The sequence below is a fragment of the Pseudonocardia acidicola genome (assembly GCF_012911935.1).
Classification (GTDB): domain Bacteria; phylum Actinomycetota; class Actinomycetes; order Mycobacteriales; family Pseudonocardiaceae; genus Pseudonocardia; species Pseudonocardia acidicola.
Genome location: NZ_JAAXLA010000030.1, coordinates 35,119 through 61,980 on the forward strand (window position 1 = coordinate 35,119; position 26,862 = coordinate 61,980).

27 protein-coding genes are annotated in these 26,862 nt (G+C 71.5%); 15 read left to right on the forward strand and 12 right to left on the reverse strand.

Annotation, left to right across the window (positions count from 1 at the left end; genetic code table 11):
• Nucleotides 1-80 precede the first annotated feature (80 nt).
• On the forward strand, nucleotides 81-2,075 hold the full coding sequence (locus HF526_RS17155) for a methylmalonyl-CoA mutase family protein (protein WP_169382468.1): 1,995 nt from the start codon (nucleotides 81-83) through the stop codon (nucleotides 2,073-2,075).
• 12 nt (nucleotides 2,076-2,087) lie between these two features.
• Here HF526_RS17155 and HF526_RS17160 read toward each other — a convergent pair whose 3' ends face one another.
• On the reverse strand, nucleotides 2,088-2,921 hold the full coding sequence (locus HF526_RS17160; protein ID WP_239028789.1) for a hypothetical protein: 834 nt from the start codon (nucleotides 2,919-2,921) through the stop codon (nucleotides 2,088-2,090).
• A 279-nt stretch (nucleotides 2,922-3,200) separates the two neighbouring features.
• Here HF526_RS17160 and ehuB (HF526_RS17165) point away from each other — a divergent pair, with 279 nt between their 5' ends.
• The 4 genes from ehuB (HF526_RS17165) to ehuA are packed head-to-tail and all read left to right on the forward strand — an operon-like array spanning nucleotide 3,201 to nucleotide 6,257.
• Nucleotides 3,201-4,103 (forward strand): ectoine/hydroxyectoine ABC transporter substrate-binding protein EhuB, encoded by a 903-nt coding sequence (gene ehuB / locus HF526_RS17165; protein WP_211177359.1) that lies wholly within the window; start codon nucleotides 3,201-3,203, stop codon nucleotides 4,101-4,103.
• A gap of 6 nt (nucleotides 4,104-4,109) precedes the next feature.
• Nucleotides 4,110-4,817: an ectoine/hydroxyectoine ABC transporter permease subunit EhuC gene (ehuC, locus tag HF526_RS17170; protein WP_169382469.1), complete on the forward strand. Its 708-nt coding sequence runs from the start codon at nucleotides 4,110-4,112 to the stop codon at nucleotides 4,815-4,817.
• A complete protein-coding gene (gene ehuD, locus HF526_RS17175; RefSeq protein ID WP_211177360.1) occupies nucleotides 4,817-5,473 on the forward strand; it encodes an ectoine/hydroxyectoine ABC transporter permease subunit EhuD in 657 nt (218 codons plus the stop codon). The genes ehuC and ehuD overlap by 1 nt, the downstream gene beginning before the upstream one ends.
• A gap of 19 nt (nucleotides 5,474-5,492) precedes the next feature.
• Entirely contained in the window at nucleotides 5,493-6,257 is a 765-nt protein-coding gene (ehuA, locus tag HF526_RS17180) for an ectoine/hydroxyectoine ABC transporter ATP-binding protein EhuA (protein WP_169382504.1), read from the forward strand.
• Between the two features lie 9 nt (nucleotides 6,258-6,266).
• Here the strand turns inward: ehuA and ehuB (HF526_RS17185) are convergent, their stop codons facing one another.
• The gene (gene ehuB, locus HF526_RS17185) at nucleotides 6,267-7,142 is read right to left on the reverse strand and encodes an ectoine/hydroxyectoine ABC transporter substrate-binding protein EhuB (RefSeq protein WP_169382470.1); all 876 of its coding nucleotides are present in this window, start codon (nucleotides 7,140-7,142) and stop codon (nucleotides 6,267-6,269) included.
• A 22-nt stretch (nucleotides 7,143-7,164) separates the two neighbouring features.
• Nucleotides 7,165-7,938 carry an enoyl-CoA hydratase-related protein gene (locus tag HF526_RS17190; protein ID WP_169382471.1) on the reverse strand — a complete coding sequence of 258 codons (774 nt, stop codon included), beginning with the start codon at nucleotides 7,936-7,938 and terminating at the stop codon, nucleotides 7,165-7,167.
• A gap of 143 nt (nucleotides 7,939-8,081) precedes the next feature.
• Between HF526_RS17190 and HF526_RS17195 the strand changes: the two genes are divergently transcribed.
• The 4 genes from HF526_RS17195 (at nucleotide 8,082) to HF526_RS17210 (ending at nucleotide 11,374) form a co-directional block, all read left to right on the forward strand.
• The gene (locus HF526_RS17195) at nucleotides 8,082-8,786 is read left to right on the forward strand and encodes a TetR/AcrR family transcriptional regulator (RefSeq protein ID WP_169382472.1); all 705 of its coding nucleotides are present in this window, start codon (nucleotides 8,082-8,084) and stop codon (nucleotides 8,784-8,786) included.
• 165 nt (nucleotides 8,787-8,951) lie between these two features.
• A complete protein-coding gene (locus HF526_RS17200) occupies nucleotides 8,952-9,722 on the forward strand; it encodes a class I SAM-dependent methyltransferase (RefSeq protein ID WP_338051537.1) in 771 nt (256 codons plus the stop codon).
• Nucleotides 9,723-9,863: 141 nt separating this feature from the next.
• On the forward strand, nucleotides 9,864-10,814 hold the full coding sequence (locus tag HF526_RS17205; protein WP_169382473.1) for an amidohydrolase family protein: 951 nt from the start codon (nucleotides 9,864-9,866) through the stop codon (nucleotides 10,812-10,814).
• A gap of 44 nt (nucleotides 10,815-10,858) precedes the next feature.
• Nucleotides 10,859-11,374 (forward strand): nitroreductase family protein, encoded by a 516-nt coding sequence (locus tag HF526_RS17210; protein ID WP_169382474.1) that lies wholly within the window; start codon nucleotides 10,859-10,861, stop codon nucleotides 11,372-11,374.
• A 45-nt stretch (nucleotides 11,375-11,419) separates the two neighbouring features.
• Here HF526_RS17210 and HF526_RS17215 read toward each other — a convergent pair whose 3' ends face one another.
• From HF526_RS17215 to HF526_RS17240, 6 genes are all read right to left on the reverse strand, one after another.
• A complete protein-coding gene (locus HF526_RS17215) occupies nucleotides 11,420-11,662 on the reverse strand; it encodes a hypothetical protein (RefSeq protein WP_169382475.1) in 243 nt (80 codons plus the stop codon).
• Nucleotides 11,663-11,778: 116 nt separating this feature from the next.
• Nucleotides 11,779-11,946, reverse strand: a complete 168-nt coding sequence (locus HF526_RS17220; protein ID WP_169382476.1) for a hypothetical protein — start codon at nucleotides 11,944-11,946, stop codon at nucleotides 11,779-11,781.
• 109 nt (nucleotides 11,947-12,055) lie between these two features.
• Nucleotides 12,056-13,219 (reverse strand): acyl-CoA dehydrogenase family protein, encoded by a 1,164-nt coding sequence (locus tag HF526_RS17225; protein ID WP_169382477.1) that lies wholly within the window; start codon nucleotides 13,217-13,219, stop codon nucleotides 12,056-12,058.
• A gap of 51 nt (nucleotides 13,220-13,270) precedes the next feature.
• On the reverse strand, nucleotides 13,271-14,431 hold the full coding sequence (locus HF526_RS17230; RefSeq protein ID WP_169382478.1) for an acyl-CoA dehydrogenase family protein: 1,161 nt from the start codon (nucleotides 14,429-14,431) through the stop codon (nucleotides 13,271-13,273).
• A complete protein-coding gene (locus tag HF526_RS17235; protein ID WP_169382506.1) occupies nucleotides 14,428-14,973 on the reverse strand; it encodes a TetR/AcrR family transcriptional regulator in 546 nt (181 codons plus the stop codon). Before HF526_RS17235 ends, HF526_RS17230 begins: the two co-directional genes overlap by 4 nt.
• 117 nt (nucleotides 14,974-15,090) lie before the next feature.
• Nucleotides 15,091-15,621, reverse strand: a complete 531-nt coding sequence (locus HF526_RS17240; protein ID WP_169382479.1) for an NUDIX domain-containing protein — start codon at nucleotides 15,619-15,621, stop codon at nucleotides 15,091-15,093.
• A 395-nt stretch (nucleotides 15,622-16,016) separates the two neighbouring features.
• On the opposite strand from HF526_RS17240, the gene HF526_RS17245 reads away from it, so the two are divergent.
• From HF526_RS17245 to HF526_RS17265, 5 genes are all read left to right on the forward strand, one after another.
• Nucleotides 16,017-17,726 (forward strand): alpha/beta fold hydrolase, encoded by a 1,710-nt coding sequence (locus HF526_RS17245; RefSeq protein WP_169382480.1) that lies wholly within the window; start codon nucleotides 16,017-16,019, stop codon nucleotides 17,724-17,726.
• 352 nt (nucleotides 17,727-18,078) lie between these two features.
• Nucleotides 18,079-19,074 (forward strand): WYL domain-containing protein, encoded by a 996-nt coding sequence (locus HF526_RS17250; protein WP_169382481.1) that lies wholly within the window; start codon nucleotides 18,079-18,081, stop codon nucleotides 19,072-19,074.
• Nucleotides 19,075-19,085: 11 nt separating this feature from the next.
• A complete protein-coding gene (gene nucS, locus HF526_RS17255) occupies nucleotides 19,086-19,745 on the forward strand; it encodes an endonuclease NucS (protein ID WP_169382482.1) in 660 nt (219 codons plus the stop codon).
• 128 nt (nucleotides 19,746-19,873) lie between these two features.
• Nucleotides 19,874-21,658, forward strand: a complete 1,785-nt coding sequence (locus tag HF526_RS17260) for a 3-hydroxyacyl-CoA dehydrogenase family protein (RefSeq protein WP_338051538.1) — start codon at nucleotides 19,874-19,876, stop codon at nucleotides 21,656-21,658.
• Nucleotides 21,659-21,805: 147 nt separating this feature from the next.
• Nucleotides 21,806-22,042 (forward strand): hypothetical protein, encoded by a 237-nt coding sequence (locus tag HF526_RS17265; RefSeq protein WP_420821628.1) that lies wholly within the window; start codon nucleotides 21,806-21,808, stop codon nucleotides 22,040-22,042.
• A 96-nt stretch (nucleotides 22,043-22,138) separates the two neighbouring features.
• On the opposite strand, the gene HF526_RS17270 is transcribed toward HF526_RS17265, so the two are convergent.
• From HF526_RS17270 to mce, 3 genes are all read right to left on the reverse strand, one after another.
• On the reverse strand, nucleotides 22,139-23,419 hold the full coding sequence (locus HF526_RS17270) for a coiled-coil domain-containing protein (protein WP_169382485.1): 1,281 nt from the start codon (nucleotides 23,417-23,419) through the stop codon (nucleotides 22,139-22,141).
• A gap of 159 nt (nucleotides 23,420-23,578) precedes the next feature.
• Nucleotides 23,579-24,910, reverse strand: a complete 1,332-nt coding sequence (gene ccrA, locus HF526_RS17275; protein WP_169382486.1) for a crotonyl-CoA carboxylase/reductase — start codon at nucleotides 24,908-24,910, stop codon at nucleotides 23,579-23,581.
• Nucleotides 24,911-25,073: 163 nt separating this feature from the next.
• The gene (mce, locus tag HF526_RS17280; RefSeq protein WP_169382487.1) at nucleotides 25,074-25,529 is read right to left on the reverse strand and encodes a methylmalonyl-CoA epimerase; all 456 of its coding nucleotides are present in this window, start codon (nucleotides 25,527-25,529) and stop codon (nucleotides 25,074-25,076) included.
• Nucleotides 25,530-25,672: 143 nt separating this feature from the next.
• Here mce and HF526_RS17285 point away from each other — a divergent pair, with 143 nt between their 5' ends.
• Nucleotides 25,673-26,860 (forward strand): acetyl-CoA C-acyltransferase, encoded by a 1,188-nt coding sequence (locus HF526_RS17285; protein ID WP_169382488.1) that lies wholly within the window; start codon nucleotides 25,673-25,675, stop codon nucleotides 26,858-26,860.
• The last annotated feature ends 2 nt before the right edge of the window (nucleotides 26,861-26,862 follow it).

The window sequence follows — 26,862 nt, forward strand, 5'->3', positions numbered from 1 at the left end:
GTGTGACGAGGCGCGATCGCCGGGGTGCGTAGGGCTACTGGCCAGTACGATCAGGCGATCCACGATGGCGGAGGTGTCCGGTGCCGTACCCGACCGACCGTGAGCGCGACCGACCCTGGGTGATCCGGACCTATGCCGGGCACTCCTCGGCCGAGAAGTCGAACGCGCTCTACCGGCGAAACCTGGCCAAGGGGCAGACCGGCCTCTCGGTGGCGTTCGACCTGCCCACCCAGACCGGCTACGACCCCGACGACGAGCTCGCCAAGGGAGAGGTCGGCAAGGTCGGTGTCCCGGTCAGCCACATCGGCGACATGCGCACGCTGTTCGACGGCATCCCCATGGCCGAGGCGAACACGTCGATGACGATCAACGCGCCGGCGATGTGGCTGCTCGCGCTCTACGTCGCCGTGGCCGACGAGCACGAGGCACCCCGCGCCACCCTCGCGGGCACGACCCAGAACGACATCGTCAAGGAGTACCTGTCGCGCGGGACCTACGTGTTCCCGCCCGCGCCGAGCATGCGGCTGATCTCCGACATGATCGCCTGGTCGGTCACGAACATCCCGAAGTGGAACCCGATCAACATCTGCAGCTACCACCTGCAGGAGGCCGGCGCCACACCCGCCCAGGAGCTGGCGTACTCGCTGTCCACCGCGATCGCGGTGCTCGACTCGGTGCGCGACTCCGGCCAGGTGCCCGCCGAGAAGTTCGGCGACGTCGTCGGCCGCATCTCGTTCTTCGTCAACGCCGGGCTGCGCTTCGTCGAGGAGATGTGCAAATTGCGCGCCCTCGGCCGGCTGTGGGACGAGATCACCCGCGAGCGTTACGGGGTGGAGAACCCCAAGCAGCGGCGGCTGCGCTACGGCGTGCAGGTCAACTCGCTCGGACTCACCGAGGCCCAGCCGGAGAACAACGTCCAGCGCATCGTGCTGGAGATGCTCGCGGTGACGCTGTCGCGCGACGCCCGCGCCCGGGCCATCCAGCTGCCCGCGTGGAACGAGGCGCTGGGGCTGCCGCGGCCGTGGGACCAGCAGTGGGCGCTGCGCATGCAGCAGGTGCTGGCCTACGAGACCGACCTGCTGGAGTACGAGGACCTGTTCGAGGGCAGCCGGGTCGTCGAGGCCAAGGTCGCCGAGCTGATCGAGGGCGCCCGTGCCGAGATCGACCGGGTGCAGGAGATGGGCGGCGCGGTGGCCGCCGTCGAGTCCGGCTACATGAAGGGCGAGCTCGTCTCGTCGCTGGCCGAGCGGCGCCGCCGGATGGAGTCCGGCGAGGACATCGTCGTCGGGGTCAACAAGTTCGACACCACCGAGCCCAGCCCGCTGCAGGCCGAGGGCGCGCAGGCCATCGAGACCGTCGACCCGGCGGTGGAGGCGGCTGCGATCGAGGCCATCCGGCGGTGGCGCTCCGAGCGGGACAGCGCCGCCGTCGAGGCCGCGCTGGCCGAGCTGCGGGACGCGGCCAAGACCGACGCCAACCTCATGGAGGCCTCGATCGCCTGCGCCAAGGCCGGCGTGACGACGGGAGAGTGGTCCGGCGCGCTGCGCGAGGTTTTCGGCGAGTTCCGGGCGCCGACCGGCGTCTCCGCCGCCGTCGCCTCCGGCGAGGCCGCCACGGAGATCGCGGCGGTGCGCGACCGGGTCCGGGCCACCGGTGAGGAGATCGGTTCGCGGCTGCGGATGCTGGTCGGCAAGCCGGGTCTGGACGGGCACTCCAATGGCGCCGAGCAGGTCGCCGTGCGGGCCCGTGACGTCGGCTTCGAGGTCGTCTACCAGGGAATCCGGCTCACCCCGGCGCAGATCGTGTCGGCCGCGGTACAGGAGGGCGTGCACGTCGTCGGCCTGTCGGTGCTGTCCGGCTCGCATCTCGAGGTGGTCCCGGCGGTGGTCGACGGGCTGCGCGCGGCCGGCGCGGACGACGTCCCGGTGGTCGTCGGCGGCATCATCCCGCCGGAGGACGAGCGGGCGCTGCGCGAGCGCGGCGTGGCCGCCGTCTTCACGCCGAAGGACTACCGGCTCACCGAGATGATGGGCGAGATCGTCACCCTGGTGCGGCAGGCCCACGGGTTGCGCTGACGCGCTCGTGCGCTATTCGCGCTCCTCGCCGCGGCGGCGGAAGAAGGTGAAGCCGGGGATGCCGTTGATGGCCAGCCGGACCTCCTTGAGTACCTCGAGCAGCTCGTGCACGTCCGGGCCCACCCGGTCCAGGGTGGCGAGGATCGGCAGGATGTCGCTCTCCAGGTGTTCGGTCAGCACCGGTAGCTGGTCGACCAGCCGGATCGCGGCCTGCACCTCCTGGTCGGAGAGCTCGTCGACGAACTTCGCGGCCAACGGGGCGGCCCGTTGCGCGATGGGCTGATAGGTGGCGAGCAGGTCGGTCGCCCCGGTGCTGGTGGTCGCGACCTGCTCGACCACCACGCCGGCCCGGTCGGCTACCGCGGTCGCCTTCTCGATCACGCCGGAGGCATCGCCGGCCACCCCGCCGGCGCTCGTCACCACGAGTTGTGCCTCGGTCGCCACCCGGCCCGCGTCGGCCACCAGGCCGGCCGCGCCGATCGCGACCTTGTCGGCTCGCGCGACCAGCCCGGCCGCGGACTCGGCCACCTGATCGGCCCGCGCGACGATCCCGCCCGCGGCGTCGGCCACGGCGCGCACCGAGCCGAGCAGGCTCTCCGCGTCGCCGACCACGCCGTCGACGCGGGCCAGCAGTCCGTCCACCCGGTCGACGACCGCGTCGACGCGGTCGGCGATGCCGCCCACCCGGCCGAGCAGCCCGTCCACGCCGTCGAGCACCCGGACCGCCCGCTCGGGCAGCGTCATCGCCGCACCGACGGCCTCCTCGGTCCATCCCGCCACCGCCCGGGCGCCGGCGATGAGTTCGGACGGGCCGGGCATGGAGAGTCCGGCGATGTGCAATGCCATGCGCCGCATCATGGCCTATCGCCGGGAACGCGGCGCGATCAAGCATTGGCGGCGGGGGCCGGTATCCCAACCACGGGTATCCGTGAGGGCCGGCCGTCATGGCCGCTGATCGGGTGAAAAGCCGTCACAACCCGGGGCTCCGATTGCGTTCTGGTAACAACCCGTTGCCGGAAAACTGTTTTCCCGACTGATCACCTACGTTCGGGCCACATCGCCGGTCACCGCACGTGGAGAGCTGCGACTACCGGCCATCAGCGACGCCGACACCCGGGGGCGGAGATGACTGAGCGGATCTGGACCCGACGCGATTTCTTCCGGCGCACGGCCGTGGCCGGGGTGGTGGCCCTCGGCGGCCCCGCCCTGTTGTCGGCGTGCAGCAGCACGAGCACCGGCAGCGGCAGCACCCTGCAGAACGCCCGCAGTGCCGGGACGATCAAGGTCGGCATCGCGAACGAGGCGCCGTACGGCTTCACCGACCCGAACGGCACCGTCACCGGGGAGTCGGTCGAGGTGGGCAAGGCCGTGCTCACCGCGCTCGGCATCAACTCCATCCAGGCCACCACCGTGGAGTTCGGCTCGCTGATCCCGGCGCTCAACGCGCGGCAGTTCGACATGGTCACCGCCGGCATGTTCATCAACCCCGGCCGGTGCGCGAACGCGGCGTTCTCCGCGCCGGACTACACCGCCCCCACGGCGTTCCTGGTGCCGACCGGCAATCCGAAAGGAGTGCACACCTTCGACGACGTCAAGGTCAAGAATCTGCGGCTGGCCGTGCTCAGCGGCGCGGTGGAGCAGGGCTACGCGCAGAAGAGTGGCATTCCCGACGGCCAGATCCAGGTCTTCGACACCCAGAACACGCTGCTGCAAGCCGTCACGTCGGGCCGGGCCGACGCCGCCGCGCTGACCAACATCTCGCTCAACGACGTGGTGAAGAAGAATCCGGGCGCCGCGGTCGAGGTGACCTCTGGTTTCTTCCCGGTCATCGACGGCAAGCAGACGGTCTCCGCAGGCGCGTTCGTGTTCCGCAAGGGCGACGACGACTTCGTCAATGCGTTCAACGCCGAATTGAAGACGTTGCACGACAGCGGGCGGTGGCTGACGATCGCCCAGCCGTTCGGGTTCAACCAGGACAACGTGCCCAAGCCCGACGTGACGACCCAGCGGCTGTGCGCCGGGGACTGAGGCCGGGTGGACGACCTTCCGCGGATCGTCGCGGTCCTGCTGGACGGGTTGGCGCCGACCGTCATCGCCACGGTCGGTGGCATTCTGCTCACGATCGTGCTGTCCTTCGCCGCGGGCCTGGCGCTGCTCTCGCCGCGCCGCCCGGTCCGCGGCGTCAGCCGGATCTACGTCGAGGCCTTCCGCGGCACGTCCGAGGTGGTCCAGCTGTTCTGGATCTACTTCGTGCTCCCGGTCCTCGTCGGGTTTCAGCTCGTCCCGCTGTTCGCGGGCGTGGTCGTGCTCGGGCTCAACCACGGCGCCTACGGCGCGGAGATCGTCCGCGGCGCGGTGCAGTCCGTGCCCCGGACGCAGTACGAGGGCGCGATCGCGCTGAGCCTGAGCCCGGCGCAGCGTATGCGCCGGGTGATCCTGCCGCAGGCGGTCGTGGAGATGCTGCCCTCGTTCAACAACCTGTTCATCCAGCTGCTGAAGTCGACGGCGATCCTGTCGTTCATCGTCGTCCCCGAGGTCACCGAGCGGGGTGTGCAGGTGCTGGTGCCCAACTTCGGCGGCGACATCGTGGTGATCTTCGTGCTGATGCTGCTGATCTATCTCGTCCTGGCCGTGCTCATCACCGCGGTGATGCGGCTGGCCGAGCGGGTGGCTGCGCGGAAGGTGGGGCGGCGGCCGTCGCGGGCGGCCCGGGCCGTGACGGCGACGGTAGGAGCGCACTGATGCCGCTGTGGGACTGGGGCTACGCCGTCTCGATCGTCCCCGAGCTGCTGCGCGCGCTCCTGGTCACGATCGAGATCACGCTCCTGGGGTCGGTACTGGCGCTGCTGCTCGGGCTGGTCATCGCGGTGGTCCGCCGGGCGCGGACCCCGGTCGTCGACCAGGTGGTGTGGGCACTGGTGGAGTTCATCCGGTCCACACCGCTGCTGGTGCAGGTGTTCTTCCTGTTCTTCGTGCTGCCGCAGTTCGGGATCGTGCTCAGCGCATTCGTCGTGGGTGTGGTCGGGCTCGGCGTGCACTACGCGGCCTACACCTCGGAGGTCTACCGGGCCGGCATCGACGCCGTGCCGGTCGGGCAGTGGGAGGCCGCCACGGCGCTGAGCCTGCCGCGGTCGCGCACCTGGACCGGGGTGATCCTGCCGCAGGCGATCCCCCGGGTGCTGCCTGCGCTGGGCAACTACGTGATCTCCATGTTCAAGGAGGTCCCGCTGCTGCTCGGCATCGGCGTGGTGGAGGTGGTCAACAAGGCGAAGGAGATCTCCTCGGAGACGTTCCGGCCCACGGAGCCCTACACCATCGCCGGCCTGCTGTTCCTGCTGCTGAGCTACCCGGCCTCGATACTGGTCCGACGACTGGAGCGCCGCCGTGCCCCCGCCTGACACCCCCACCGCCGACCCCATGATCGTCTTCGACGGCGTCGAGAAGCGGTTCGGCTCGAACGTCGTGTTGTCCGAGCTGAGCTTCACCGTCGCGCCCGGCGAGCACGTCACGCTGATCGGGCCGTCGGGATCGGGCAAGACCACGATCCTGCGGCTGCTGATGACCTTGGAGAAGGTCGACGCCGGCACGATCACCGTCGGTGGCCGGTACCTGTCGCACATGGAGCGGGGCGGCCGACTCGTCCCGGCCGACGAGAAGCACTCCCGCGAGGTGCGCAAGCGCATCGGGATGGTGTTCCAGCAGTTCAACCTGTTCCCGAACATGACGGTGCGCGGCAACCTCATCGAGGCGCCGACCCGGGTCCTCGGGCTGTCCGGGGAGGAGGCGAACGCCCGCGCCGCCGACCTGCTGGAGCTCGTCGGGCTGAGTGACAAGATCGATGCACACCCGACCCGGCTCTCCGGGGGCCAGCAGCAGCGGGTCGCGATCGCCCGCGCCCTGGCCATGCGGCCCGACGTGCTGCTGCTCGACGAGGTGACGTCCGCGTTGGACCCGGAGCTCGTCGCCGGCGTGCTCGGCCTGCTGCGCGACATCGGCAAGACGACCGACATCACGATCCTGTGCGTGACGCACGAAATGGGCTTCGCGCGGGACTTCTCGCACCGGGTGATGATGTTCGACGGCGGCCGGGTGATCGAGGACGCGGCACCGGCGGAGCTGTTCAGCGAGCCGCGCGAGCAGCGCACCCGGGACTTCCTGCGCGCGGTGCTGGAACGGGGTTGACGCAGCGGCTCAGCGTTGCGGCGCCCGGGTGCACAGCGCGTCGGTGGTGAGGTCGCGCGGTGGCAGGTTCTCCTCGGCGAAGCCGAACGGGGCGGCGATCCGCAGCCACTCGCCGGAGTCGTGCAGGGTGGCGAGCGCGCCGTCGAACGCCGCCCGCAGGTCGCGGTCCTCCAGCCGGAACGCGAACCCGCCGGCCGGAACCACCTCCCGCCCGTCCACGATCGGGCGGACGCCGGCGGTCACCTCCAGCCCCGATCCCGGGTTGCGGGTCAGCTCGTCGAGCAGCGAGATCCGGGTGAGCGCGGCCACCGGGACGCGGCCGTCCTCGACGGCCCGGACCAGCGCGCTCTGCCCGTCGAAGGTCTCCACGTCGGCGTCGGAGATGCCCGCGGCCCGGGCGTACTCCTGCTCGGCGGAGTCGCTCAGCACGCCGAGCTTCAGCCGTCCGCGGCGGATGTCGTCGAAGCTGCGGATGCGCCGCGGATTGCCCTGCGGCACCAGGAACGCGGTGGGAGCCAGGAAGTCGGGCCGGGAGAACGCGACCCGCTGGCAGCGCCGGGGCGTGATCGTCATCCCGGCGGCGACGAGATCGAACTGTCCGGCCTGCAGCCCGGGGATCAGGTCGCGGAATCCCACTTGGACGGCCTCGATGCCGGGCACGGCGATCGCGGCCAGCACGGCCCGTGCGACCTCGGGTGACTCCCCGGTGACCCGGCCGTCGGTCGCGGAGTAGCCGAACGGCCGCTCGCCGGCGATGCCGATCCGGGCCACGCCGGCGTGGCGGGCGCGGTCGAGCGTGGATCCGGACACGGTGGTGCCGCAGCCGGTGGCGGCGAGGGCGATCCCGCCGCCCGCCAGCGTCAGGAGGCTCCGGCGGGTCAGCATCGCCCAGCACCTTAAGGGCCGGCTAGTCGGGCCAGACCGCGGGGCGCTTCTCCAGGAACGCCGCCATGCCCTCCTTGGCGCCCGGTGACTGCGACAGCGACGCCATCACCTCGACGGCGATCGCATAGGCGTCGGCCTCCGGGCGGTCGAGCTGGGCGTAGAGGGTCTGCTTGCCGACCGCCTTGCCGAAGCGGCTGCCCCGGGTGGCGCGGGCGAGCAGCGCGTCGACCGCGGTGTCGAGCTCGGCGGCGGGCACCACGTAGTTGATCAGGCCCCACTCGGCGGCGGTGGTGGCGTCGATGGCGTCGCCGGTCAGGGCCAGCTCCATGAGCCGCTTGCGGCCGATGTTGCGCGCCACCGGGACGGCCGGGGTGTGGCAGAACCAGCCGCCCTTGCCGCCGGGCAGCGCGAACCCGGCCGACTCGGCGGCCACCGCCAGGTCGCAGGTGGCGACGAGCTGGCAGCCGGCCGCGGTGGCCAGCGCCTGGACCCGCGCGATCACGACCTGCGGCACCGACTGGATGGTGTTCATGACCTTGGTGCAGAGCGTGAGCAGGTCACGGACCCCGGCGAGGTCACGGGAGGCGACGTCGGCGAAGTCGTGCCCGGCGGAGAACGCCTTGCCCTCGGCGGCGAGCACGATGCCTCTGGCGTCGCTGCGCCCCGCGGTCTCGAACGCGTCGAGCAGCTCGAGCAGGTGGGCCTCGGAGAGCGCGTTGCGTCGTTCCGGCCGGTTCATGGTGATCCGGACGGTGTCGCCCTCGTGCTTCACCAGCAGGTACTCGTAGTCCGCCATGGGGGTCACCGTAGCCGGGCCGAAGGACCCTTGAAAGCGGCTGCGGGGAGGTCCTAGCGTTGCACCGGTGACCAGATGTCGACTCCGGTCATCGCGTCACGCAGTGCGTCCCGAACTGGTCATGACGATGAGGAACGCCGCCGATGAGCACCCTGTCCCGTCCCGCCGAACGGATCGACCGCGTCCTCGACGCGGCCACCGATCTGCTCGTGCGCTGGGGGTACCAGCGGGTGACCATCGAGGAGGTCGCACGGCACGCCGGGATCGGCAAGGGAACCGTCTACCTGCACTTCCGCACCAAGGAGGCGCTGTTCCTGACGGTCCTGCTGCGGGCCCACCACGGCGTCGTCGCCGGCATGATCGACCGCATTCGGGCCGACCCGGCCGAGGCCCTGCCCAGCCGGATGCTGCGGTCGGTGTTCCTCGCCCTCGCCGAGGACCCGGTCGTTCGCCGGCTCTACCTGGGCGACAGCGAGATCCTCGGCCGGCTGGCGCACGAGGCCGCCGACACCCTCGGCGAGCTGGCGCAGCGGCGGGCCGAGATCGGGCGGGCCTGGTTCGGGCTGCTGCGCGACGCGGGGCTGCTGCGCACCGACCTCGACGTCTCCGCCCAGCTCTACCTGCTCAGCGCCGTCAACAACGGGTTCTACTTCGTCGAATCGCTGCCGTCGCCCACCACGCCCGGCGACCCGGCCCGCCGCGCCGACGTCCTGCGGCACGCGCTGGCCGCATCGCTGGAGGCCCCCGGCGCCCCCGCCCCGGGGGCGGCGACGGCGGAGGCCGTCGCGGAACTGTTCGCATCCCTCATCGAGCACATCGACGACGAGTGGCAGCGCCGCCTCCGCTGACACCACCTGAGAGACGGAGTGGGCATGGTCTCCGGGACGGTCAGTCCGTCCGGCGCGACGGCCGGGCGGACCCGCCGGGGACCCTCCAGCCCGGTGCGTGGGCATGGTCGCTGGGGGGACGACCATGCCCACGCACCGACCCGATCGCGGATTACCGTGCCCATCGTGGCTGGGCGTGAGCAGCGGGCGATGTCCTTCGGCGCGATCGCCGAGGACTACGACAGGGTGCGGCCCTCGCCGCCGGCGGACGCGGTCGAATGGTTGCTGCCCGGAGGGTGTGAGGTCGCGGTCGATGTGGCCGCCGGGACCGGCCTGCTGACCCGCGCGCTGGCGCGGCGGGTCCCGCAGGTCGTCGCCGTCGAGCCCGACCCCCGAATGCGGGCGGTGCTGTCGGCGCGCTCGCCGGGGGTCCGTGTCGTGGAGGGCCGGGGAGAGGCGATCCCGCTGCCCGATGCGAGCGCCGACGCCGTCCTCATCTCGTCGGCGTGGCACTGGATGGATCCTGATCGGGCTGTCCCCGAGATCGGGCGGGTGCTCCGCGACGGTGGGCGCTTCGGTGTGATCTGGACGAGCCGTGACCGTGAGGTCGACTGGGTGCGGGCCATCGACCGGTTCCATTCGTCGTCGGCCGACCCCTCCGAGGCCCGGGCGCGGCGGCGACGCCACCGCGACGTCACGCTGCCCGCGGGCGGGCTGTTCGCGAACGTCGAACGCACGACGTTCGCGTTCACCCGCCCGATGCGGATCGACGACGTCGTCGTCATGCTGGGCACCTACAGCGGCCTCATCACTGCCGACCCGCGGGAGCGATCCGCGGGCCTCGCAGGCGCGCGGGCCGCGCTGGAGCAGCGCTTCCCCGGCCTCGACGAGATCGAGGTGCCGATGCGGTCCTGGTGCTGGCGGGCCGACCGGGCAGCCGCGCCTAGGGTGGGGTAGGACGCCACCCAGCACTCCGGTGCCGGGCACGGTTCGCATTCGGCGGGTTCGGCGCAGCCGGGACGGATCAGGGCGCGCCGGCCGCGGCGGCGCGAGATTCTCACCGTGGGCCGACGTCCACGACCACGAGAGCGGGTTCCGATGCGCACGATCACCCTCGAGGAGCACTACGCCACCCCGGCATTCGAGAACGGCCCCGGTACGCGCCTCGCGTTCGACGAGACACTGGTCCGGCAGCTGTCGGATCTGGACGGCGGTCGCATCGCGGCGATGGACGCCGCGGGGATCGACGTGCAAGTGCTCTCACTGGTCTCGCCCGGGGTCGAGCAGCTCGCCGCACCCGACGCGGTGGCGCTGGCCCGCGAGTCGAACGACGTGCTCGCCGACGCGGTGCGCCGGCACCCGACCCGGTTCGCCGGGTTCGCCACCGTCCCGACACCGTCGCCGAAAGCCGCCGCCGAGGAGCTCGAGCGCGCCGTGCGCGAATACGGGTTCGTCGGCGCGGTCGTCAACGGCCACAGCGCGGGCCGTTACCTCGACGACCCGTTCTTCGCACCGCTGCTCGAGCGCGCCGCCGGGCTCGGCGTGCCGATCTACCTGCACCCCACGCTGCCACCGGCCCCGGTGGTGGAGGCGTCCTACGGCGGGCTCGCCCCCCGGGTCACGTGGATGCTCTCGATGGCGGCCTGGGGCTGGCACATCGAGACCGCGACCCATCTGCTGCGCCTCGTGCTCGGCGGCGCCTTCGACCGCCATCCGACGCTGCAGGTCGTGATCGGGCACATGGGGGAGGCGCTGCCGTTCATGATGCCGCGCCTGGAACGGACCCTGCCCACCGAGCTGACGGAGCTGCACCGTCCGGTCGGCGCCTACCTGCGGGAGAACGTCCACTACACCTTCTCCGGCTTCAACTGGCTGCCGACGTTCCAGATCCTGCTCGCCGAGGTCGGTGTCGAGCGGATCATGTTCTCCGCCGATCACCCCTTCGCGTCGATGGCGGAGGCGCGGACCTTCCTGGACGGGCTGCCGATCAGCCCGGGGGACCGGGACCGCATCGCCCACGGCAACGCCGAGAAACTGCTGCATCTCTAGCTCCGGCCGGGCGCCGGACGCGTCCTGCTGGGTACGTTGGGGTCGTGGAGACATGGGATGCGATCAGGTCTCGGCGAAACGTCCGCAATTTCGCGGATCGGCCGATTCCGGCCGAACACCTGGAGCGGGTTCTCGAGGCGGGTCGCCGCAGCCCCTCCTCGCAGAACTGGCAGCCGTGGGACTTCGTCGTCGTCACCGATCGCGGAGCGCTGCGGGAACTGTCGCGGGTCTGGCAGGGCGCGGGTCACGTGGCGACCTCGGCCGCGACGATCGCACTCATCGCGCCCGTGCCGCAGAACGACCGGCAGCGCGACTGGATCCACTACGACTTCGGCCAGGCCACGATGAGCATGATGCTGGCCGCGGTCGACCTCGGCATCGGGAGCGGTCATTCGGCGGTCGAGGACCAGGAGTTGGCGCGCCGGCTCCTCGGCTTCCCCGACGACAGGTTCGCCCAGAGCCTGATCGCCATGGGCTACCCCGCCGACCGGCCGCTGACCCCGATCCTGCGCCCCAACCGCCGTCCGTTCGAGGACGTGGTCCATTGGGGACGGTGGTGAGGAGACCGACCACCGGCCGCTGAGCCCCGGTACCGCCGCTGAGCCTCAGTACCCGCGCGCGTTCTTCGCGGCGAGGTGGTCGGCGATCGGGAGACCGTCCAGCGGGGAGCCGTAAAGCGCCTCACGCTTGCCGGTCGCATAAGCGATCCGGAGTTCGGTCAGTTCCCCGGTGCCGACGCCGATCACCACCGCTTCGCGTTCGCTCAGATAGTCCGTCGCGGGAATCGGAAGTCGCACATGCTCCGGGCCGTCAGCGGTCAGGATCCATGCCGGGTGGGAGACGGTCATGACGATTGCCGCACCATCGATGGAGTTCGTCCCTCGAAAAGACGTCAGACATTATCTGACGGTCCGTCCTGAACGGACCCGCGCCTTGCGAGCGGCGATCCACTCAGGTGGCAACCCTACCGATTTCCTGCGCCCAGAATGGATTGAAGCTTCTCTTCGCTGCTGCGGACTTCGCGAACCAGGTCTGCGTACCGATTATTGTGACCCTTGGCTTTCGCTTCGTCGCGCTGCGCAATCAGTGCCTTAAGTCTCGCACGCTCGATCGCGTACGTGAAGTTATCCACGGCCCGATCCTATCACGGCGCTACTCCGTGGCAGGATGACGGTGAGGGGACTGATCAACCTTTCGGGAATCACAATACCGATCGCATGTCCCGGACATTCGGTTCCGGGCTAGTAGGACTTGGGCAGCCCCAGGGTGTGCTGGGCGATGTAGTTGAGGATCATCTCCCGGCTCACCGGGGCGATCCGGGCGGTGCGGACGGCGCCGATCAGCGTGCCCACCCCGTACTCGACCGACATCCCGTTGCCGCCGTGCGCCTGCACCGCCGCGTCAACGGCGTTGATGGCGGCCTCGGCTGCCGCGTACTTCGCGATGTTGGCCGCCTCGCCGGCGGCGGCGTGGTCGCCGGCGTCGTAGAGCCAGGCCGCCCTGGTCGTCGCCATCCTCGCCAGTTCGACCTCGACGTGCGCCTTGGCCAGCGGGTGCGCGATGGCCTGGTGGCTGCCGATCGGGGCGCCCCACACGCTGCGGTCCCTGGCGTAGTCGGTGCCCTTGCGCAGGGCGTAGCGGGCCAGCCCGTTGGAGTACGCGGCGACGGTGATGCGCTCGGGGTTGAGCCCGGAGAACAGCGCTGCGAGCCCGGACTCCTCGCCGCCGACGAGCGCGTCGTCGGGGAGCAGGGCGTCGTCGAAGAACACCGTGAACTGGCGCTCCGGCGAGGTGATGGCCATGTCGATCGGCTGGTAGCTCATGCCCGGGGTGTCGGTGGGCACGATGAACATGGCCGGGCGCAGGGCGCCCGACGCCGCGTCCTCCAGCCGGGCCACGACGAGCGTCGCCTCGGTCTCGTCGACCCCGGAGATGTAGTACTTGCGCCCGGACAGCCGCCAGCCCGCCCCGTCCGGGTCGCGGCGCGCCGTCGTGGTGATCTTGTGCGAGTTCGATCCGGCGTCCGGCTCGGTGATGGCGAACGACATCCGGGTCCGGCCGGTCGCGAACCCGGGCAGCCAGCGTTCCCGCTGCTCCGGCGTCCCGGACGTCGCGATCACCGACGCCGCGATGGCCGGCGAGACGACGATCAGCAGCAGCGGGCAGCCGGCCGCGGCGATCTCCTCGGCGACGATCGCCAGCTCGACCATGCCCGCGCCGCCACCGCCGTACTCGGCGGGCACGGCCACACCGAGGTAACCGGCCTCGCCGGCCTCGGCCCACAGTTCGGTGGTCTTCTCGCCGGTCTTCGCCTTGGCGATCAGGTAGTCGTGGCCGTACTTGGCGGCCATCGCGGCCACCGACGTGCGCAGCATCTGCTGCTCGTCGGTCTCGCGCAGGTCCATATTCGCACTCCTTCGTCGTGCTCGTGCGCGGAAATAGTCGTGGGAACAGCGTTATCCGCGCACGGGGGCGAAGCCCAACCGTCGCGCGGCCAGCTCGGTGAGGACCTCGTCGGCGCCGCCGCCGATGCCCAGGATCCGAGCGTCGCGGTAGTGCCGCTCGATCTCGGAGTCGCGCATGTAGCCGGCGCCGCCGTGCAACTGCAGCGCGTCGTCGACGGTCGCGCCGCAGGCGGCGACGGCCGCGTTCTTGGCCATGCACACCTGGGCCACGACCTCCTGGCCCGCGGCGATCCGGGTCGCCACCTCGCGGGTGTAGGTGCGGGCGAGCTCGATGCGCTGGGCCATGTCGACGAGCCGGTGCCGGATCACCTGCCGGGCGATCAGCGGGCGTCCGAAGGTCGTGCGGTTGCGCACCCAGTCCAGCGTGAGGTCCAGCGCGCGCTGCGCGGTGGCGTAGGCCTGCACGGCCAGCGCGATCCGCTCGGTCTGGAACTGCTGCATGATCAGCGCGAACGCGCCGTTCTCCGGTCCTACGAGGTTGGCCGTGGGCACCCGCGCGTCCACGAAGGACAGCTCCGCGGTGTCGCTGCAGTGCCAGCCCATCTTCTCCAGCCGGCGGGTGACGGTGAACCCGGGCGTGCCCTTCTCGATCACCAGCAGGCTGATCCCGGCGTAGCCGTCGCCGCCGGTGCGCACCGCGGCCGTCACGAAGTCGGCGCGCACACCGGAGGTGATGTAGGTCTTGGACCCGTTGACGACGTAGTGGTCGCCGTCGCGGACCGCGCGGGTGCGCAGCGCCGCGACATCGGACCCGGCGTCGGGTTCGGTGACGCCGAGTGCACCGATGGTCTCCCCGGCCAGCGTGGGCCGCACGAAGCGGTCGATCTGCGACGGGTCACCGGCGGCGACGATGTGCGGCAGCGCGATGCCGTGCGTGAGCAGCCCGGCCACGACCCCGCCCGAGCCGCCGGCCTGGATCAGTTCCTCGGTCACCACGATGGAGTCGAGCAGGCCGCCGCCGGCGCCGCCCACCTCCTCGGCGAACGCGACACCCAGCAACCCCAGCCTCGCGGCCCGGGCGTGCAGCTCGCGGGGGAGCTCGCCGGCCCGCTCCCAGCCGTCCAGGTGAGGCACGATCTCGGTCTCGGTGAACCGGCGGACGGTCGCGCGCAGCTCGCGGCGCTCGGGGGTGTCCCAGGGGTCAGGCGTCATCCTGCGCGGAGCCTTTCGTCGAGGTGGCGGGCCCAGTCGGCGAGCAGGGCCCGGCGGCGCGGGCCGTCGTCGGTGAGCAGGTCGGCCAGGCCCAGGCCGCGGATCAGGTCGAGGGTCTGCTGGACGGCCTCGCGCACGCCCGGGCGCGTCTCGTCGGCGCCGAGCAGCTCGACGGTCAGCCGGTGCGACTCGCGCCCGATGGCCGCCTCGAGCGGCATGACCTCCGCGTGCAGCTCCGGATCGGTGCGGGCGGCCACCCACAGCTCGAGCGCGGCGTGGAACAGCGGCCCGGTGTAGAGCCGGGCCAGCATGTCCAGCACGGCCACGGTGCGTCCCGCGCCGGTGGGCAGCGCGGCCGCCTGCTCGCGGATCTCGGCGATCCGGGCGGCGCCGAGATGTTGCACGGCGGCGACGACGAGCGCGGCGCGGGTGGGGTAGTGGTGCAGCTGCGCCCCGCGGGACACCCCGGCGCGGTGCGCGACCGCGGTGGTGGTCGTCCCGCTCCAGCCGTGCTCGGCCAGGCTCGCGACGGTGGCCTCCATGAGCCGGGCGCGCGTGAGCTCGCTGCGCTCCTGCTGGCGGGTGACCACGGGGTGGCAGTGTGCCCGGCCACAAACAAACAAGCAAGCCTGCTTGTTTGTCGTCGGTTGTTGTGGCGGTCAGCCGCGGTCGTGGAGCAGCAGCAACGTGTACGCGGCCACGCTCTGCGCGTCGGTGATCTCCCCGTTCCTGATCATCGTTTCGAACTCGGCCGTGCCGAACCAGCGCGCCCGCATGTCCTGCTCGGTGTGCTCGCGCCGGGCCGGGCCCGCGGTCAGCTCCGTGGCCAGGAAGACCATGCCGCGCTGGCTCGACATGCCCGGCGCCACCTCCAGCTCGCCGAGCAGATCCATCCGGCCGGCCACCAGCCCCGTCTCCTCCACCAGTTCCCGGGCGGCCAGCTCGGCCGGGTCGACCTCCGCGCGGTCGGGCGCGGTGCCGGCCGGGAACTCCCATCGCCGCCGGCCCACGGGGTAGCGGAACTGTTCCACCAGATGCAGGCGGTCGCCGTCGCGCGGGATGACCAGCGCATAGGTCGGCTTGTCGACCACGCCGTAGACGCCGTTGCTGCCGTCGGGCCGGCGAATCGCGTCCTCCCGCACGGTCATCCACCGATTGGCGTACACCTGGCGGCTGCTGAGCGTCTCCACCCCGACACAGTGCCGTGCCCGCGACGGGAAGCCCCAGCCGCCCGAACGTGAACCACCTCACCCGCGAGTCGCCCCATCTCGACGTGCGAGTCGGCGGAATTCCGTGCACGAGTCGCGCGATCCGGGTGGCCAGGCGAAGGGCGCGGAGTCGCGGATCCCGATCACCGGGCAGGAGGTGATCTCCACCCGCCGGGTCCCTGCGTGGCCTCCCGGCCCCACCGTTGCCTGTGCGTCGCGCGGCGCGCACTGCGGCCGCCACGAACCCGGCGGCACGCGTCCGCCTGCACCGTCGCCCCCGGTCGGCCACACCTGGCGGCCGCCGAGCGTTTTCGCAGCGCACACGGTGCCGGGTGGGCGGCTTGACTCCACCGAACGCGAGGAGTGAGGTACATCACATGGTGACTGTGCGGCCCGATGCTCCCGACCCTGGTTCGCGCCCCGGCCTGCACCGGGTGGCCGCGCTGATGCCGGACCCGAAGCCCGATCCATCGGCTGTGCTGAGCGGGGGCATCCGGGGGCTGGTCGAGGCCGCCGTCCGGGTCGCCGGCAGTGTCCCGGCGGTGGCGGGCGCCGCAACCCGGCTGGCCGCCGAGCTCGGCAAGGTCGCGGTGGGCCAGTCCGAGGTCGAACCCGCCCGCGGTGATCGCCGCTTCTCCGACCCGACCTGGACCGAGAACCCCGGTTACCACCGGCTGATGCAGGCCTACCTGGCCACCTGCGCGGCCATCGACGAGGCCGTCGCCGATGCCGATCTGCCCGACTGGCGCGACCGCGAGCGCGCCAGGTTCCTGGCCACCGTGCTGGCCTCGGCGCTGGCCCCGACGAACACCCTGTTCGGCAACCCGGCCGCGCTGAAGCGGGCGCTGGAGACCGGCGGCGGCAGCCTTCGTCGCGGCATCGGCAACCTGTTCTCGGACCTGCGGCACAACGGCGGGCTGCCCCGCCAGGTGGACCGCGGGAGATTCGTCGTCGGCCGCGACCTCGCCGCCACCCCGGGTGCGGTGGTGTACCGCGACGACGTCCTCGAACTGCTGCAGTACCGGCCGCAGACCGCGCAGGTCCGCAAGGTCCCGGTCGTCGTGGTGCCGCCGCAGATCAACAAGTACTACTTCATGGACCTCGCGCCGGGTCGCTCGCTCATCGAGTACGCGGTGTCGAAGGGCCAGCAGGTGTTCGCGATCTCCTGGCGCAACCCGGTCAAGGACCACCGCGACTGGGATCTCGACACCTACGGGCGCGCGATCCTGTCCGCGCTCGACGCCGTCGCCGCGATCACCCGCTCCGAGCAGGTCAACCTGTTCGGCTTGTGCGCGGGCGGCATCACCACTGCGACAGTGCTCAACCACCTTGCCGCGACCGGGAACGAACGGGTGCGCTCGGCGAGTTTCGGGGTGACGCTGCTCGACTGGTCGGCGCCCGCGCCCATCGGGATGATGTCGGCCGGACCGCTGCTGCGGCTGGCGGACTGGCGATCGCGTTCAGCGGGTGTCCTCGACGGCCGGTCGCTGGCGTCGGTGTTCACCTGGATGCGCCCGAACGACCTGGTCTGGAACTACTGGGTCAACAACTACCTGCTCGGCACCGACCCACCGCCGTTCGACATCCTCGCCTGGAACGCCGACACGACGAACCTGCCGAGCGGGCTGCACCGCCAGTTCCTGGAGATCTTCGAGAAGAACACGCTGACCAAGCGGGGCGCGCTCACCGTGCTCGGGGCGCCGATCGACCTCAAGCAGGTCACCGTCGACACGTACGTCACCGGGGGCACCAGCGACCACCTGACGCCGTGGAACGGGTGCTACGCCTCGGCTGCCCTGCTCGGCGGGACCTCGACGTTCGTGCTGACCAACACCGGACACATCCAGACCTTGGTCTGCCCGCCGGGCAACAAGAAGTCGAAGTACTGGACCGGCCCCGAGCCGGGGACGGACCCCGAGGCATGGCGGAAGCGCGCGACCGAGCACGCCGGCACCTGGTGGGAGCACTGGGCGGGGTGGATCGGCGAGCGATCCGGACCGAAGAAGGCAGCCCCGGACGGGCCGGGGGACCGGGAGCACCCGCCGCTGGCCGACGCCCCCGGCACCTACGTCCACACCCAGGCCTGACCCCACCCGCGAGTCGGCAGTTTCGGGAGGGTGAGTCGGCGGTTTCGGGAGCCAGGGTTCCGGGCTGTCGGTGAGCGTGGGCTCGGCCGATCCTGCGGCGAGGCGGATCGCCAGCAGCCGGCCCTCGGTGGTTGGAGACGTCGGCGTCGAACACTTCCGCGTGGTCGTTGGTGTATGCCCCGGCGGGAGTCCCCGCGGCCTCACCCGCGTCGCGTGCTCGCCCGCACCCCGTCGCAGCTCGTCGATGCTGTAACCGAGGTCCGTCACCCGGCGCCCCCGCTGTCGATCAACGACCAAGATCGTACAAAGGCGACGTATTCCCGGGACGTGTCACGGAGGGCACGATCGCGGGGTGCGCGCGTCCCGGCTGGTGGCCCTGCTGTTCACCCTGCAACGCCGCCGCGCGGCCACGGCGGCCCAGCTCGCCGGCGAGCTGGAGGTCTCCGAGCGGACGATCTACCGCGACGTCGCCGCGCTGCAGGCCGCCGGAGTGCCGCTGTGGACGGAGTCCGGTCGCGGCGGCGGGATCCGGCTGCTCGACGGCTGGCACACCCGCCTCGACGGCCTGACCTCGCGCGAAGCGGCCGCGATCCTGGCGATCGGTGCGCCGCAGGTGCTCGCCGACCTGGGGATGGGCTCGGCGCTCAGTGCCGGGCAGGCCAAGCTGCTCGCCACCCTCCCGGCGGCCCTGCGCGAGCACGCGCGGGCCGTCGGCGAGCGGTTCCACCTCGATGCGCCGGGCTGGTTCCAGTCCGCGCAACAGACCGGCCGGCTCACGGAGGTGGCCGAGGCGGTGTGGGAGCAGCGCCGGCTGCGTGTCGACTACCGGCGCGGCGACGGGTCGGTCGAGCGGGTCCTCGAACCGCTCGGGCTCGTGCTCAAGGCAGGGGTCTGGTACCTCGTGGCCGGGGTGGCTGGCGAGCCTATGACGATCCGCACCTACCGGGTCTCCCGGATCCTCGCCGCCGAGCCGACCGGGGAGGGCTTCGTGCGGCCGCCGCGCTTCGTGCTCACCGCATGGTGGGCCGACGCCGCCACCCGGTTCGCCGGCTCGCTGCTGCGCGAGAAGGTGCGGCTGCGCGTCGGACCGGCCGGGTTGCGGACACTGCCGCACATCACCGACGACGATGCTGCGATCCGGGCGATCGCGCTGGCCGGACCGGCCGACGACGAGGGCTGGCGGGAGCTGATCCTGGAGGTGGAGAGCATCGTGGTCGCGGCGGGACAACTCACCGCTCTGGGTGGGCAGGTCGAGGCGCTCGACCCGCCGCAGTTGCGTGCCGCGCTCGCGGCCGCGGGCGCCGCGCTGGCGGCCCGCAACACCGGTCCTGTCGCAGCTGCCCCCTAAGCTCTGCGAGCGTGCGCCTCGTCATCGCCCGCTGCCAGGTGGACTACGTCGGACGCCTCACCGCACATCTGCCGATGGCGCCCCGGCTGCTGCTCGTGAAGGCCGACGGATCGGTCAGCGTGCACGCCGACGACCGCGCCTACAAACCGCTGAACTGGATGAGCCCGCCGTGCTGGCTCGAGGAACAGCCCGGCGTGTGGACGGTGCGCAACAAGGCCGACGAGTCGCTGGTGATCACCATCGACGAGGTGCTGCACGACTCCAGCCACACCCTCGGGGTCGACCCGGGGCTGGTGAAGGACGGCGTCGAGGCGCACCTGCAGGAGTTGCTGGCCGCGCACCCCACCGTCCTCGGCGAGGGCTACACGCTGGTCCGCCGTGAGTACATGACCGCGATCGGCCCGGTCGACCTGCTCTGCCGCGACGCCGAGGGCCGCAGCGTCGCCGTCGAGGTCAAGCGCCGCGGCGAGATCGACGGCGTCGAGCAGCTGACCCGCTACCTCGAGCTGATGGATCGCGACCCGCTGCTGCGCCCGGTCACCGGGGTGTTCGCCGCGCAGCAGATCAAGCCGCAGGCCCGGACGCTGGCCGAGGACCGCGGGATCCGCTGCGTCGTCGTCGACTACAACGCGCTGCGCGGCGTGGAATCCGACGACCTGCGGTTGTTCTGAGCCGACCCGCATCCACCCGGCCACCCGTCTGGGAAGGGTGTTCCCGGTGACATGCGTGGGATACCGAGCGGCCAGGGATGGGAGTATCGGTTGCGAACTTGTCCCTCGGGGTAGCGGGAGGTATGCGCGTGGCACGGGAGTTCCGGACGGTCGGCGTGGTCGGCCTGGGCACGATGGGCGCCGGCATCGTGGAGGTGTTCGCGCGCAACGGCCTGCAGGTGATCGCGGCCGAGGTGGACGAGGAGGCCGTGGCCCGGGGCCGTTCCCACCTCGAGACGTCGACGCGGCGGGCCATCGAGCGGGGGAAGCTGACCGAGGAGGCCGCCGCCGAGCTGCTCGGCCGGATCACCACGACGACGTCGCTGGCCGACATGGCCGACGCCGACCTCGTCATCGAGGCCGTCCCGGAGAGCCTGGACCTCAAGGCCGCCGTGTTCGCCGAGCTCGACAAGGTCGTCCGGCCCGAGGTCATCCTGGCGTCGAACACCTCGTCGCTCTCGGTCACCGAGTTGTCCGTGCGCACCGCGCGGCCCGGCAAGGTCGTCGGGATGCACTTCTTCAACCCGGCGCCGGTGCAGAAGCTCGTCGAGCTGGTGCGCACCGTCGTCACCGAGCCCGATGTGATCGACGATCTCAAGGCCTTCGCCGCGACGCTGGACAAGGTGCCGGTGGTCATCGGTGACCGCGCCGGGTTCATCGCGAACGCGCTGCTGTTCGGCTACCTCAACCACGCCGCGGGCATGTACGAGTCGCACTACGCCAGCCGCGAGGACCTCGACGCCGCGATGCGCTACGGGTGTGGCTACCCCATGGGTCCGCTGGCACTGCTCGACCTGATCGGGCTCGACACCGCCTACGAGATCCTCAACACGATGTACCGGCAGTCGCGCAACCAGCTGCACGCGCCGACGCCGATCCTCAAGCAGATGATCACTGCCGGGCTGCTGGGCCGCAAGAGCGGGCGCGGCTTCTACACCTACGAGAAGCCGCACTCGTCGAAGGTGGTGCCCGACGCGTTCACCCCGAACGGGACCGTGCCCGACGACGTGCCCGTGCGCGACGTGCAGCGCGTCGGTGTCGTCGGCACCGGGACGATGGCCAGCGGCATCGTCGAGGTGCTGGCCAAGGCCGGGCTTGATGTCATCGTGCGCGGTCGCAGCGACAGCAAGGTCGAGGGCTCCATCGCCGGTATCCGCAAGTCGCTGGAGAAGGCCGTGGTCCGCGGCCGGATCTCCGAGTCCGACCGCGACGCCACGATGTCCCGGATCACCGGCACCACCCGGCTCGAGGACTTCGCCGACGTCGACCTGGTCATCGAGGCCATCGCCGAGGAACTCGACATCAAACGCGCCGTGTTCGCCGCGCTCGACGAGATCTGCAAGCCCGGTGCCATCCTGGCCACCACGACGTCGTCGCTGCCCGTGGTGGAGTGCGCCGCGGCGACCTCGCGGCCGGCCGACGTGCTGGGCCTGCACTTCTTCAACCCGGCGCCGGTGATGAAGCTGGTGGAGGTCGTCTCGACGATCACGACCTCGCCCGAGGTCGCGGCCACCGGGCTCGCGCTGTGCGAGCGGCTGGGCAAGGTGCCGGTGTCCTGCGGGGACCGGGCCGGGTTCATCGTCAACGCGCTGCTGTTCCCGTACCTCAACGACGCGGTGAAGATGCTCGAGGCGCACTACGCGACCTCCGACGACATCGACGCCGCGATGAAGACCGGGTGCGCGCTGCCCATGGGGCCGTTCGAGCTGCTCGACGTCGTCGGTCTCGACGTGTCGCTGGCCATCGAGCGCTCGCTGTACCAGGAGTTCCGGGAGGCCGGGTTCGCGCCCGCGCCGCTGCTCGAGCACCTGGTGACGGCGGGCCGGCTGGGTCGCAAGACCGGGCACGGCTTCCGCGACTACGCCGCGCGCTGAGTGGCGCCGTCCTGACGTCGTGATCATCCGACCTGTCTGATGCCCCGCTCGAACCACTCACGCCGATCACAGGCGCGGTCGTCGGAGGGTTCGCGGCGGGGCCGATCGAAAGGGACGCGCGCTGAGCACGTACCGCTGCGGTCGGCCGTGCTCAGCCGCACCGAGAGCGGTCCGGACGGCGAGTGGCAGGTCCGTCAGGTGCCCGGCGCCTCGTCGGTGAAGGACTACCGCTGCCCCGGCTGTGACCAGCTCATCCCCGCGGGGACCCCGCACGTGGTGACCTGGCCGGCCGGGGACTACGGGTCGGTGGAGGAGCGCCGGCATTGGCACCTGCCGTGCTGGAACGCGCGGCATCGGCGCCGGCCGGAGAGGCGGCGCTGGTAGTGCGTGCCGGCCGTGCAAGGGCCACCGTGCTCGTCCGGGCCGGGCTGCAGGGCGGCCGGGCGCCCGATCGGTACCGGCGCCGAGGGCCGTGGCGCGTCAGCGCCGGCCGGCGGGGGAGGTGCGGCGGCGGTTGCGCTGCCGGGACCGCTTGACCGGGCTGGGGCGCGGGGCGCTGTTTCCCGGGCCGTCCTCGCCCGGCTTCTCATCAGCAGCTGCATCCTCGGTCTCGGTCGTGGCTGCGGGGGCAGCCTTCCCCCCGGGAGAGCTCTCGGGCGCGGTGTTCTCCGGCGCGGTGTTCTCCGGCGCGGCCGTCTCGGGCGCGGCGGCCCCGGCCTGCGCCGGCGACGTCCCGGTCTGGACCGGCGCGGCCCCCGCCGGCGGGTTCTGCACCTGGCCGGCGACCGTGGCATCCTCCGGGCCGGCCGGGTTCGCCGGCAGCTGCGCCCGTGCGTCCGCATCGGTGACGGGGCCGGGCGCAGCATGCGCGGGACCCGGGGCGGTCACCGTGGCCTGGGTGTCGAGAAGCCCGCCGATCGTGCGGTCCAGCACGGCCCGGGTCGTGCCGAGCTGCTCGAGGATCCGAGCCCGCAGCGAGTCGAGTTCCGCCACCCGCTGCTCGGCCTCGGCGATCATGCGTCGTGCCGTCCGCTCGGCCTCGGCGACCTCGCGCTGCGCCTGCTCCTGCGCGTCCGCCAGGGTCTGCGCGGTCCGGCGGCGGGCCTCGGCCCGCTGGGCCTCCAGCTCCGCCAGCGCCTCCGACCGGCGCGCGTCCATCGCGATGGTGAAGTCCTCTTCCACCAGCGCGCACTTGGCCGCGGACTCGGCTGCGAGCCGGTCGCGCTCCTGCTGGGCCTCCGCGGCGGCGCGGCTCAGCTCGGCGTCGGCCTCGGCGCGGCGTCGCGCCATCTCCTGTTCGGCCGCCTCGCACTCGGCGGCGACCTGCGCCCGCCGGGCCTCGGCCTGCGCGGTGGTCCGGTCGGCCTCGGCGCGGGCGGCGGCGGTGATCTCCGCCGCCTGCCGCTCGGCCTCGGCCAGCCGCTGCTTGACCTCGTCGTCGGCGCGGCTGCGCATCTCGGCGACCTCGTCCTCGGCCAGCCGCAGCATCGTCCGCATGCGCTCGCTCATCCCCTGGACGTTCTGCGGGGGACTGGCCAGCTTGCGGACCTGGAGCCGCAGGCCCTCGGCCCGGGCCCGGGCGTCGTCGAGCTCGCGGTTCAGCTGGGCGGCCTGGCTCACGGCGGCGTCACGGTCCGCGGCGAGGATGCGGATCTCGGCATCGAGGCGACTGAGGTGGGTGTCGACCTGAGCCTGGTCGTAGCCCCGTCGGGCGATCGCGAAACCGGCGTCGGGCGAGGACGTGTCCAGATTCCCGGCCATGGCGTCACCGTACCGGGATGGCCCCGAACGGTTGGTATGTTCACGATCCGTGGTGGTCACCGTCACCCAGTCGCGCAAGGTTCGTGGCCGGCCGGACGTGGCCGGGCTGGGCTGAGCGGCGGGCGGCGATGGTGCTCGCCGCCGCCCGCCACCCATTCGTCAGACCCCTCGGAAACGGTTGATCGCCTCGAGGTGCTTCTCGCGCTTCTCGGTGTCGACCACGCCCAGGCCCTCCTGCGGGGCCAGGCAGAGCACGCCGACCTTGCCCTGATGGGCGTTGGTGTGGACGTCCAGGGCAGCCTGCCCGGTCTCGGCCAGCGGGTAGACCCGCGACAGGGTCGGGTGGATGAGGCCCTTGGAGATCAGCCGGTTGGCCTCCCAGGCCTCGCGGTAGTTCGCGAAGTGCGAGCCGACGATCCGCTTGAGGTTCATCCACAGGTAGCGGTTGTCGTACTGGTGCTCGTAGCCGGAGGTGGAGGCGCAGGTGACGATGGTGCCGCCCTTACGGGTGACATAGACACTGGCGCCGAAGGTCTCGCGCCCCGGGTGCTCGAAGACGATGTCCGGGTCGTCGCCGCCGGTCAGCTCGCGGATCTTGGCCCCGAAGCGCTTCCACTCCTTGGGGTCCTGGGTGTGCTCGTCGCGCCAGAACTTGTAGCCCTCGGCGTTGCGGTCGATGACCAGCTCGGCGCCCATCTTGCGGCAGATCTCCGCCTTCTCCGGCGAGGAGACCACGCAGACCGGGGTGGCGCCGCCGTTGAGCGCGAACTGGGTGGCGTACGAGCCGAGGCCGCCGGACGCGCCCCAGATCAGCACGGTGTCGCCCTGCTTCATGCCCGCGCCGTTGCGCGAGACCAGCTGACGGTAGGCCGTGGAGTTGACCAGCCCAGGGCTGGCCGCCTCCTCCCAGCTCAGGTGCTCGGGCTTGGGCATCAGCTGGTTGGACTTGACCAGCGCCAGCTCGGCGAGGCCGCCGAAGTTGGTCTCGAAGCCCCAGATGCGCTGCTCCGGGTCCATCATCGTGTCGCTGTGCCCGTCGGGACTCTCCAGCTCGACGGACAGGCAGTGCGCGACGACGCGGTCGCCGGGCTTCCAGGCGTTCACTCCGGGGCCGGTGCGGACCACGACACCGGCCAGGTCGGAACCGACCACGTGGTAGGGCAGGTCGTGCCGCTTGGTCAGCGGCGACATCCGGCCGTAGCGCTTGAGGAACCCGAAGGTGGACAGCGGCTCGAAGATCGAGGTCCACACCGTGTTGTAGTTGATCGCGCTGGCCATGACCGCGACCAGCGCCTCGCCCGGGCCGAGCTCCGGGGTCGCCACCTCGTCGAGGTGCAGGCTCTTGCGCGGGTCTTTGTCGCGCGAGGCCAGACCCTCGAACATGTTCGCCTCATCGGCGTGCACGGTGACGCCCTGGTAATGATCCGGGACGGGAAGCGCCCCAACCGCCTCGTACTGCTCGGCGAGAATGGCGTCGAGGATCTCCTGCACGGCTGGCCTCCGCTGGCTGAGTCGTGATGGTCCTGCTTGGGATACCAAATGTTACCGATCAGTATGGTACCCGGGAATGCAGGTAGGCGACGACAGTCTTCCTGTCATCGTGACCTATGCCACCGCTACTGCCCACCTTCGGGTGGTCCTGCTCGCAGGTGGATCAGTGTGCGCCGTCAGCCGCCGGCTCGACCAGCTCGACGAGAACGCCGCCGGCGTCCTTCGGGTGCAGGAAGTTGATGCGCGACCCGGCCGTGCCCCGGCGGGCCTGCTCGTAGAGCAGGCGGACGCCCTTGTCGCGCAATGCCGCGCTGATGGCGTCGATGTCGCCCACCCGGTAGGCCATCTGCTGGATGCCCGGACCGTTGCGGTCGAGGAACTTCCCGATCGGGGAGTCCGGACGCAGCGGCGCCAGCAGTTGAATGGCGGCCCCCGTGTCGCCGGGAGCGGAGAGCATGGCCTCCCGCACCCCCTGCTCCTCGTTCGTCTCCTCGTGCGTGGCGACGAGGCCGAACGTGTCGGCGTACCAGGCGATGGCCTCGTCGAGGTCCGCGACGGCGATCCCGATGTGGTCCACCCCGATGACCTGTGCGTGCAGTGTTTCCTCAGTGGCTCCCATGCGCGGGAATGTAACCGGCGGGCGGCTTCCCGGCGGCCTGTGCGTCGTGTCACGCGACTGATCGGGTCGCGGCCGGAGATGGTTGGCTGCGTCCGCAGGTATCGTCCTGTGATCCCTCGCCGCCGCAGTCGCAGGAGGTTGCCGTGTCCGGATCCGTCATCGTCGCAGGCGCTCGCACCCCGATGGGTCGTTTGCTCGGTTCGCTCAAGGGCCTCTCCGGTGCCCAGCTGGGCGGGGTCGCCATCAAGGCTGCGCTGGAGCGCGCCGGTGTCGCCCCCGAGCAGGTGCAGTACGTCATCATGGGGCAGGTGCTGACCGCCGGGGCCGGCCAGATCCCCGCCCGCCAGGCCGCGGTCGCCGCCGGCATCCCGATGAACGTTCCCGCGCTGACCATCAACAAGGTCTGTCTGTCGGGCATCGACGCCATCGCGCTGGCCGACCAGCTGATCCGGGCCGGCGAGTTCGACGTCGTCGTCGCCGGTGGCCAGGAGTCGATGACCCAGGCCCCGCACCTGCTCGCCAAGTCGCGCGAGGGCTTCAAGTTCGGTGACGTGAGCATGCAGGACCACATGTCCTACGACGGTCTGTTCTGTGCGTTCGACCAGGTCGCGATGGGTGCGTCGACCGAGAAGTACAACTCCCGCTACGAGCTCACCCGCGAGGACCAGGACGCGTTCTCGGCCCGCTCGCACCAGCGCGCGGCCGCCGCGGCGAAGAACGGCGTGTTCGCCGAGGAGATCGTCCCGGTCGAGATCCCACAGCGTAAGGGCGACCCGGTGCTGTTCGACACCGACGAGGGCGTCCGCGGCGACACCACCACCGAGAGCCTGGGCAAGCTGCGCCCCGCCTTCTCCTCTGACGGGACCATCACCGCCGGTTCGTCGTCGCAGATCTCCGACGGCGCGGCCGCCGTCGTCGTCATGAGCAAGGCCAAGGCCGAGGAGCTCGGGCTGAGCTGGCTGGCCGAGATCGGCGCCCACGGCGTCGTCGCCGGTCCGGACGCCAGCCTGCACGAGCAGCCGGCCAACGCGATCGAGGTGGCCTGCCGCAAGGAGGGCATCTCCCCGGCCGACCTGGACCTGGTCGAGATCAACGAGGCGTTCGCCGCCGTCGGCGTGGTCTCCACCCGCAAGCTGGGTATCGACGAGGACAAGGTCAACGTCAACGGCGGCGCGATCGCCCTGGGGCACCCGATCGGCATGTCCGGCGCCCGGATCGCGCTGCACCTGGCCCTCGAGCTGCGCCGTCGCGGCGGCGGCGTGGGTGCGGCGGCGCTGTGCGGTGGCGGTGGCCAGGGCGACGCCCTGGTGCTCCGGGTCCCCGCCAACTGACC

Excerpts from the sequence above, each read along its gene's own strand:
- HF526_RS17160 (WP_239028789.1), bottom strand. The coding sequence starts at position 2,921 with ATGGCATTGCACATCGCCGGACTCTCCATGCCCGGCCCGTCCGAACTC.
- ehuB (WP_211177359.1), top strand. The coding sequence starts at position 3,201 with ATGACTGAGCGGATCTGGACCCGACGCGATTTCTTCCGGCGCACGGCC.
- ehuD (WP_211177360.1), top strand. The coding sequence starts at position 4,817 with ATGCCGCTGTGGGACTGGGGCTACGCCGTCTCGATCGTCCCCGAGCTG.
- ehuA (WP_169382504.1), top strand. The coding sequence starts at position 5,493 with ATGATCGTCTTCGACGGCGTCGAGAAGCGGTTCGGCTCGAACGTCGTG.
- ehuB (WP_169382470.1), bottom strand. The coding sequence starts at position 7,142 with ATGCTGACCCGCCGGAGCCTCCTGACGCTGGCGGGCGGCGGGATCGCC.
- HF526_RS17190 (WP_169382471.1), bottom strand. The coding sequence starts at position 7,938 with ATGGCGGACTACGAGTACCTGCTGGTGAAGCACGAGGGCGACACCGTC.
- HF526_RS17195 (WP_169382472.1), top strand. The coding sequence starts at position 8,082 with ATGAGCACCCTGTCCCGTCCCGCCGAACGGATCGACCGCGTCCTCGAC.
- HF526_RS17205 (WP_169382473.1), top strand. The coding sequence starts at position 9,864 with ATGCGCACGATCACCCTCGAGGAGCACTACGCCACCCCGGCATTCGAG.
- HF526_RS17215 (WP_169382475.1), bottom strand. The coding sequence starts at position 11,662 with ATGACCGTCTCCCACCCGGCATGGATCCTGACCGCTGACGGCCCGGAG.
- HF526_RS17225 (WP_169382477.1), bottom strand. The coding sequence starts at position 13,219 with ATGGACCTGCGCGAGACCGACGAGCAGCAGATGCTGCGCACGTCGGTG.
- HF526_RS17230 (WP_169382478.1), bottom strand. The coding sequence starts at position 14,431 with ATGACGCCTGACCCCTGGGACACCCCCGAGCGCCGCGAGCTGCGCGCG.
- HF526_RS17235 (WP_169382506.1), bottom strand. The coding sequence starts at position 14,973 with ATGGAGGCCACCGTCGCGAGCCTGGCCGAGCACGGCTGGAGCGGGACG.
- HF526_RS17245 (WP_169382480.1), top strand. The coding sequence starts at position 16,017 with ATGGTGACTGTGCGGCCCGATGCTCCCGACCCTGGTTCGCGCCCCGGC.
- HF526_RS17270 (WP_169382485.1), bottom strand. The coding sequence starts at position 23,419 with ATGGCCGGGAATCTGGACACGTCCTCGCCCGACGCCGGTTTCGCGATC.
- mce (WP_169382487.1), bottom strand. The coding sequence starts at position 25,529 with ATGGGAGCCACTGAGGAAACACTGCACGCACAGGTCATCGGGGTGGAC.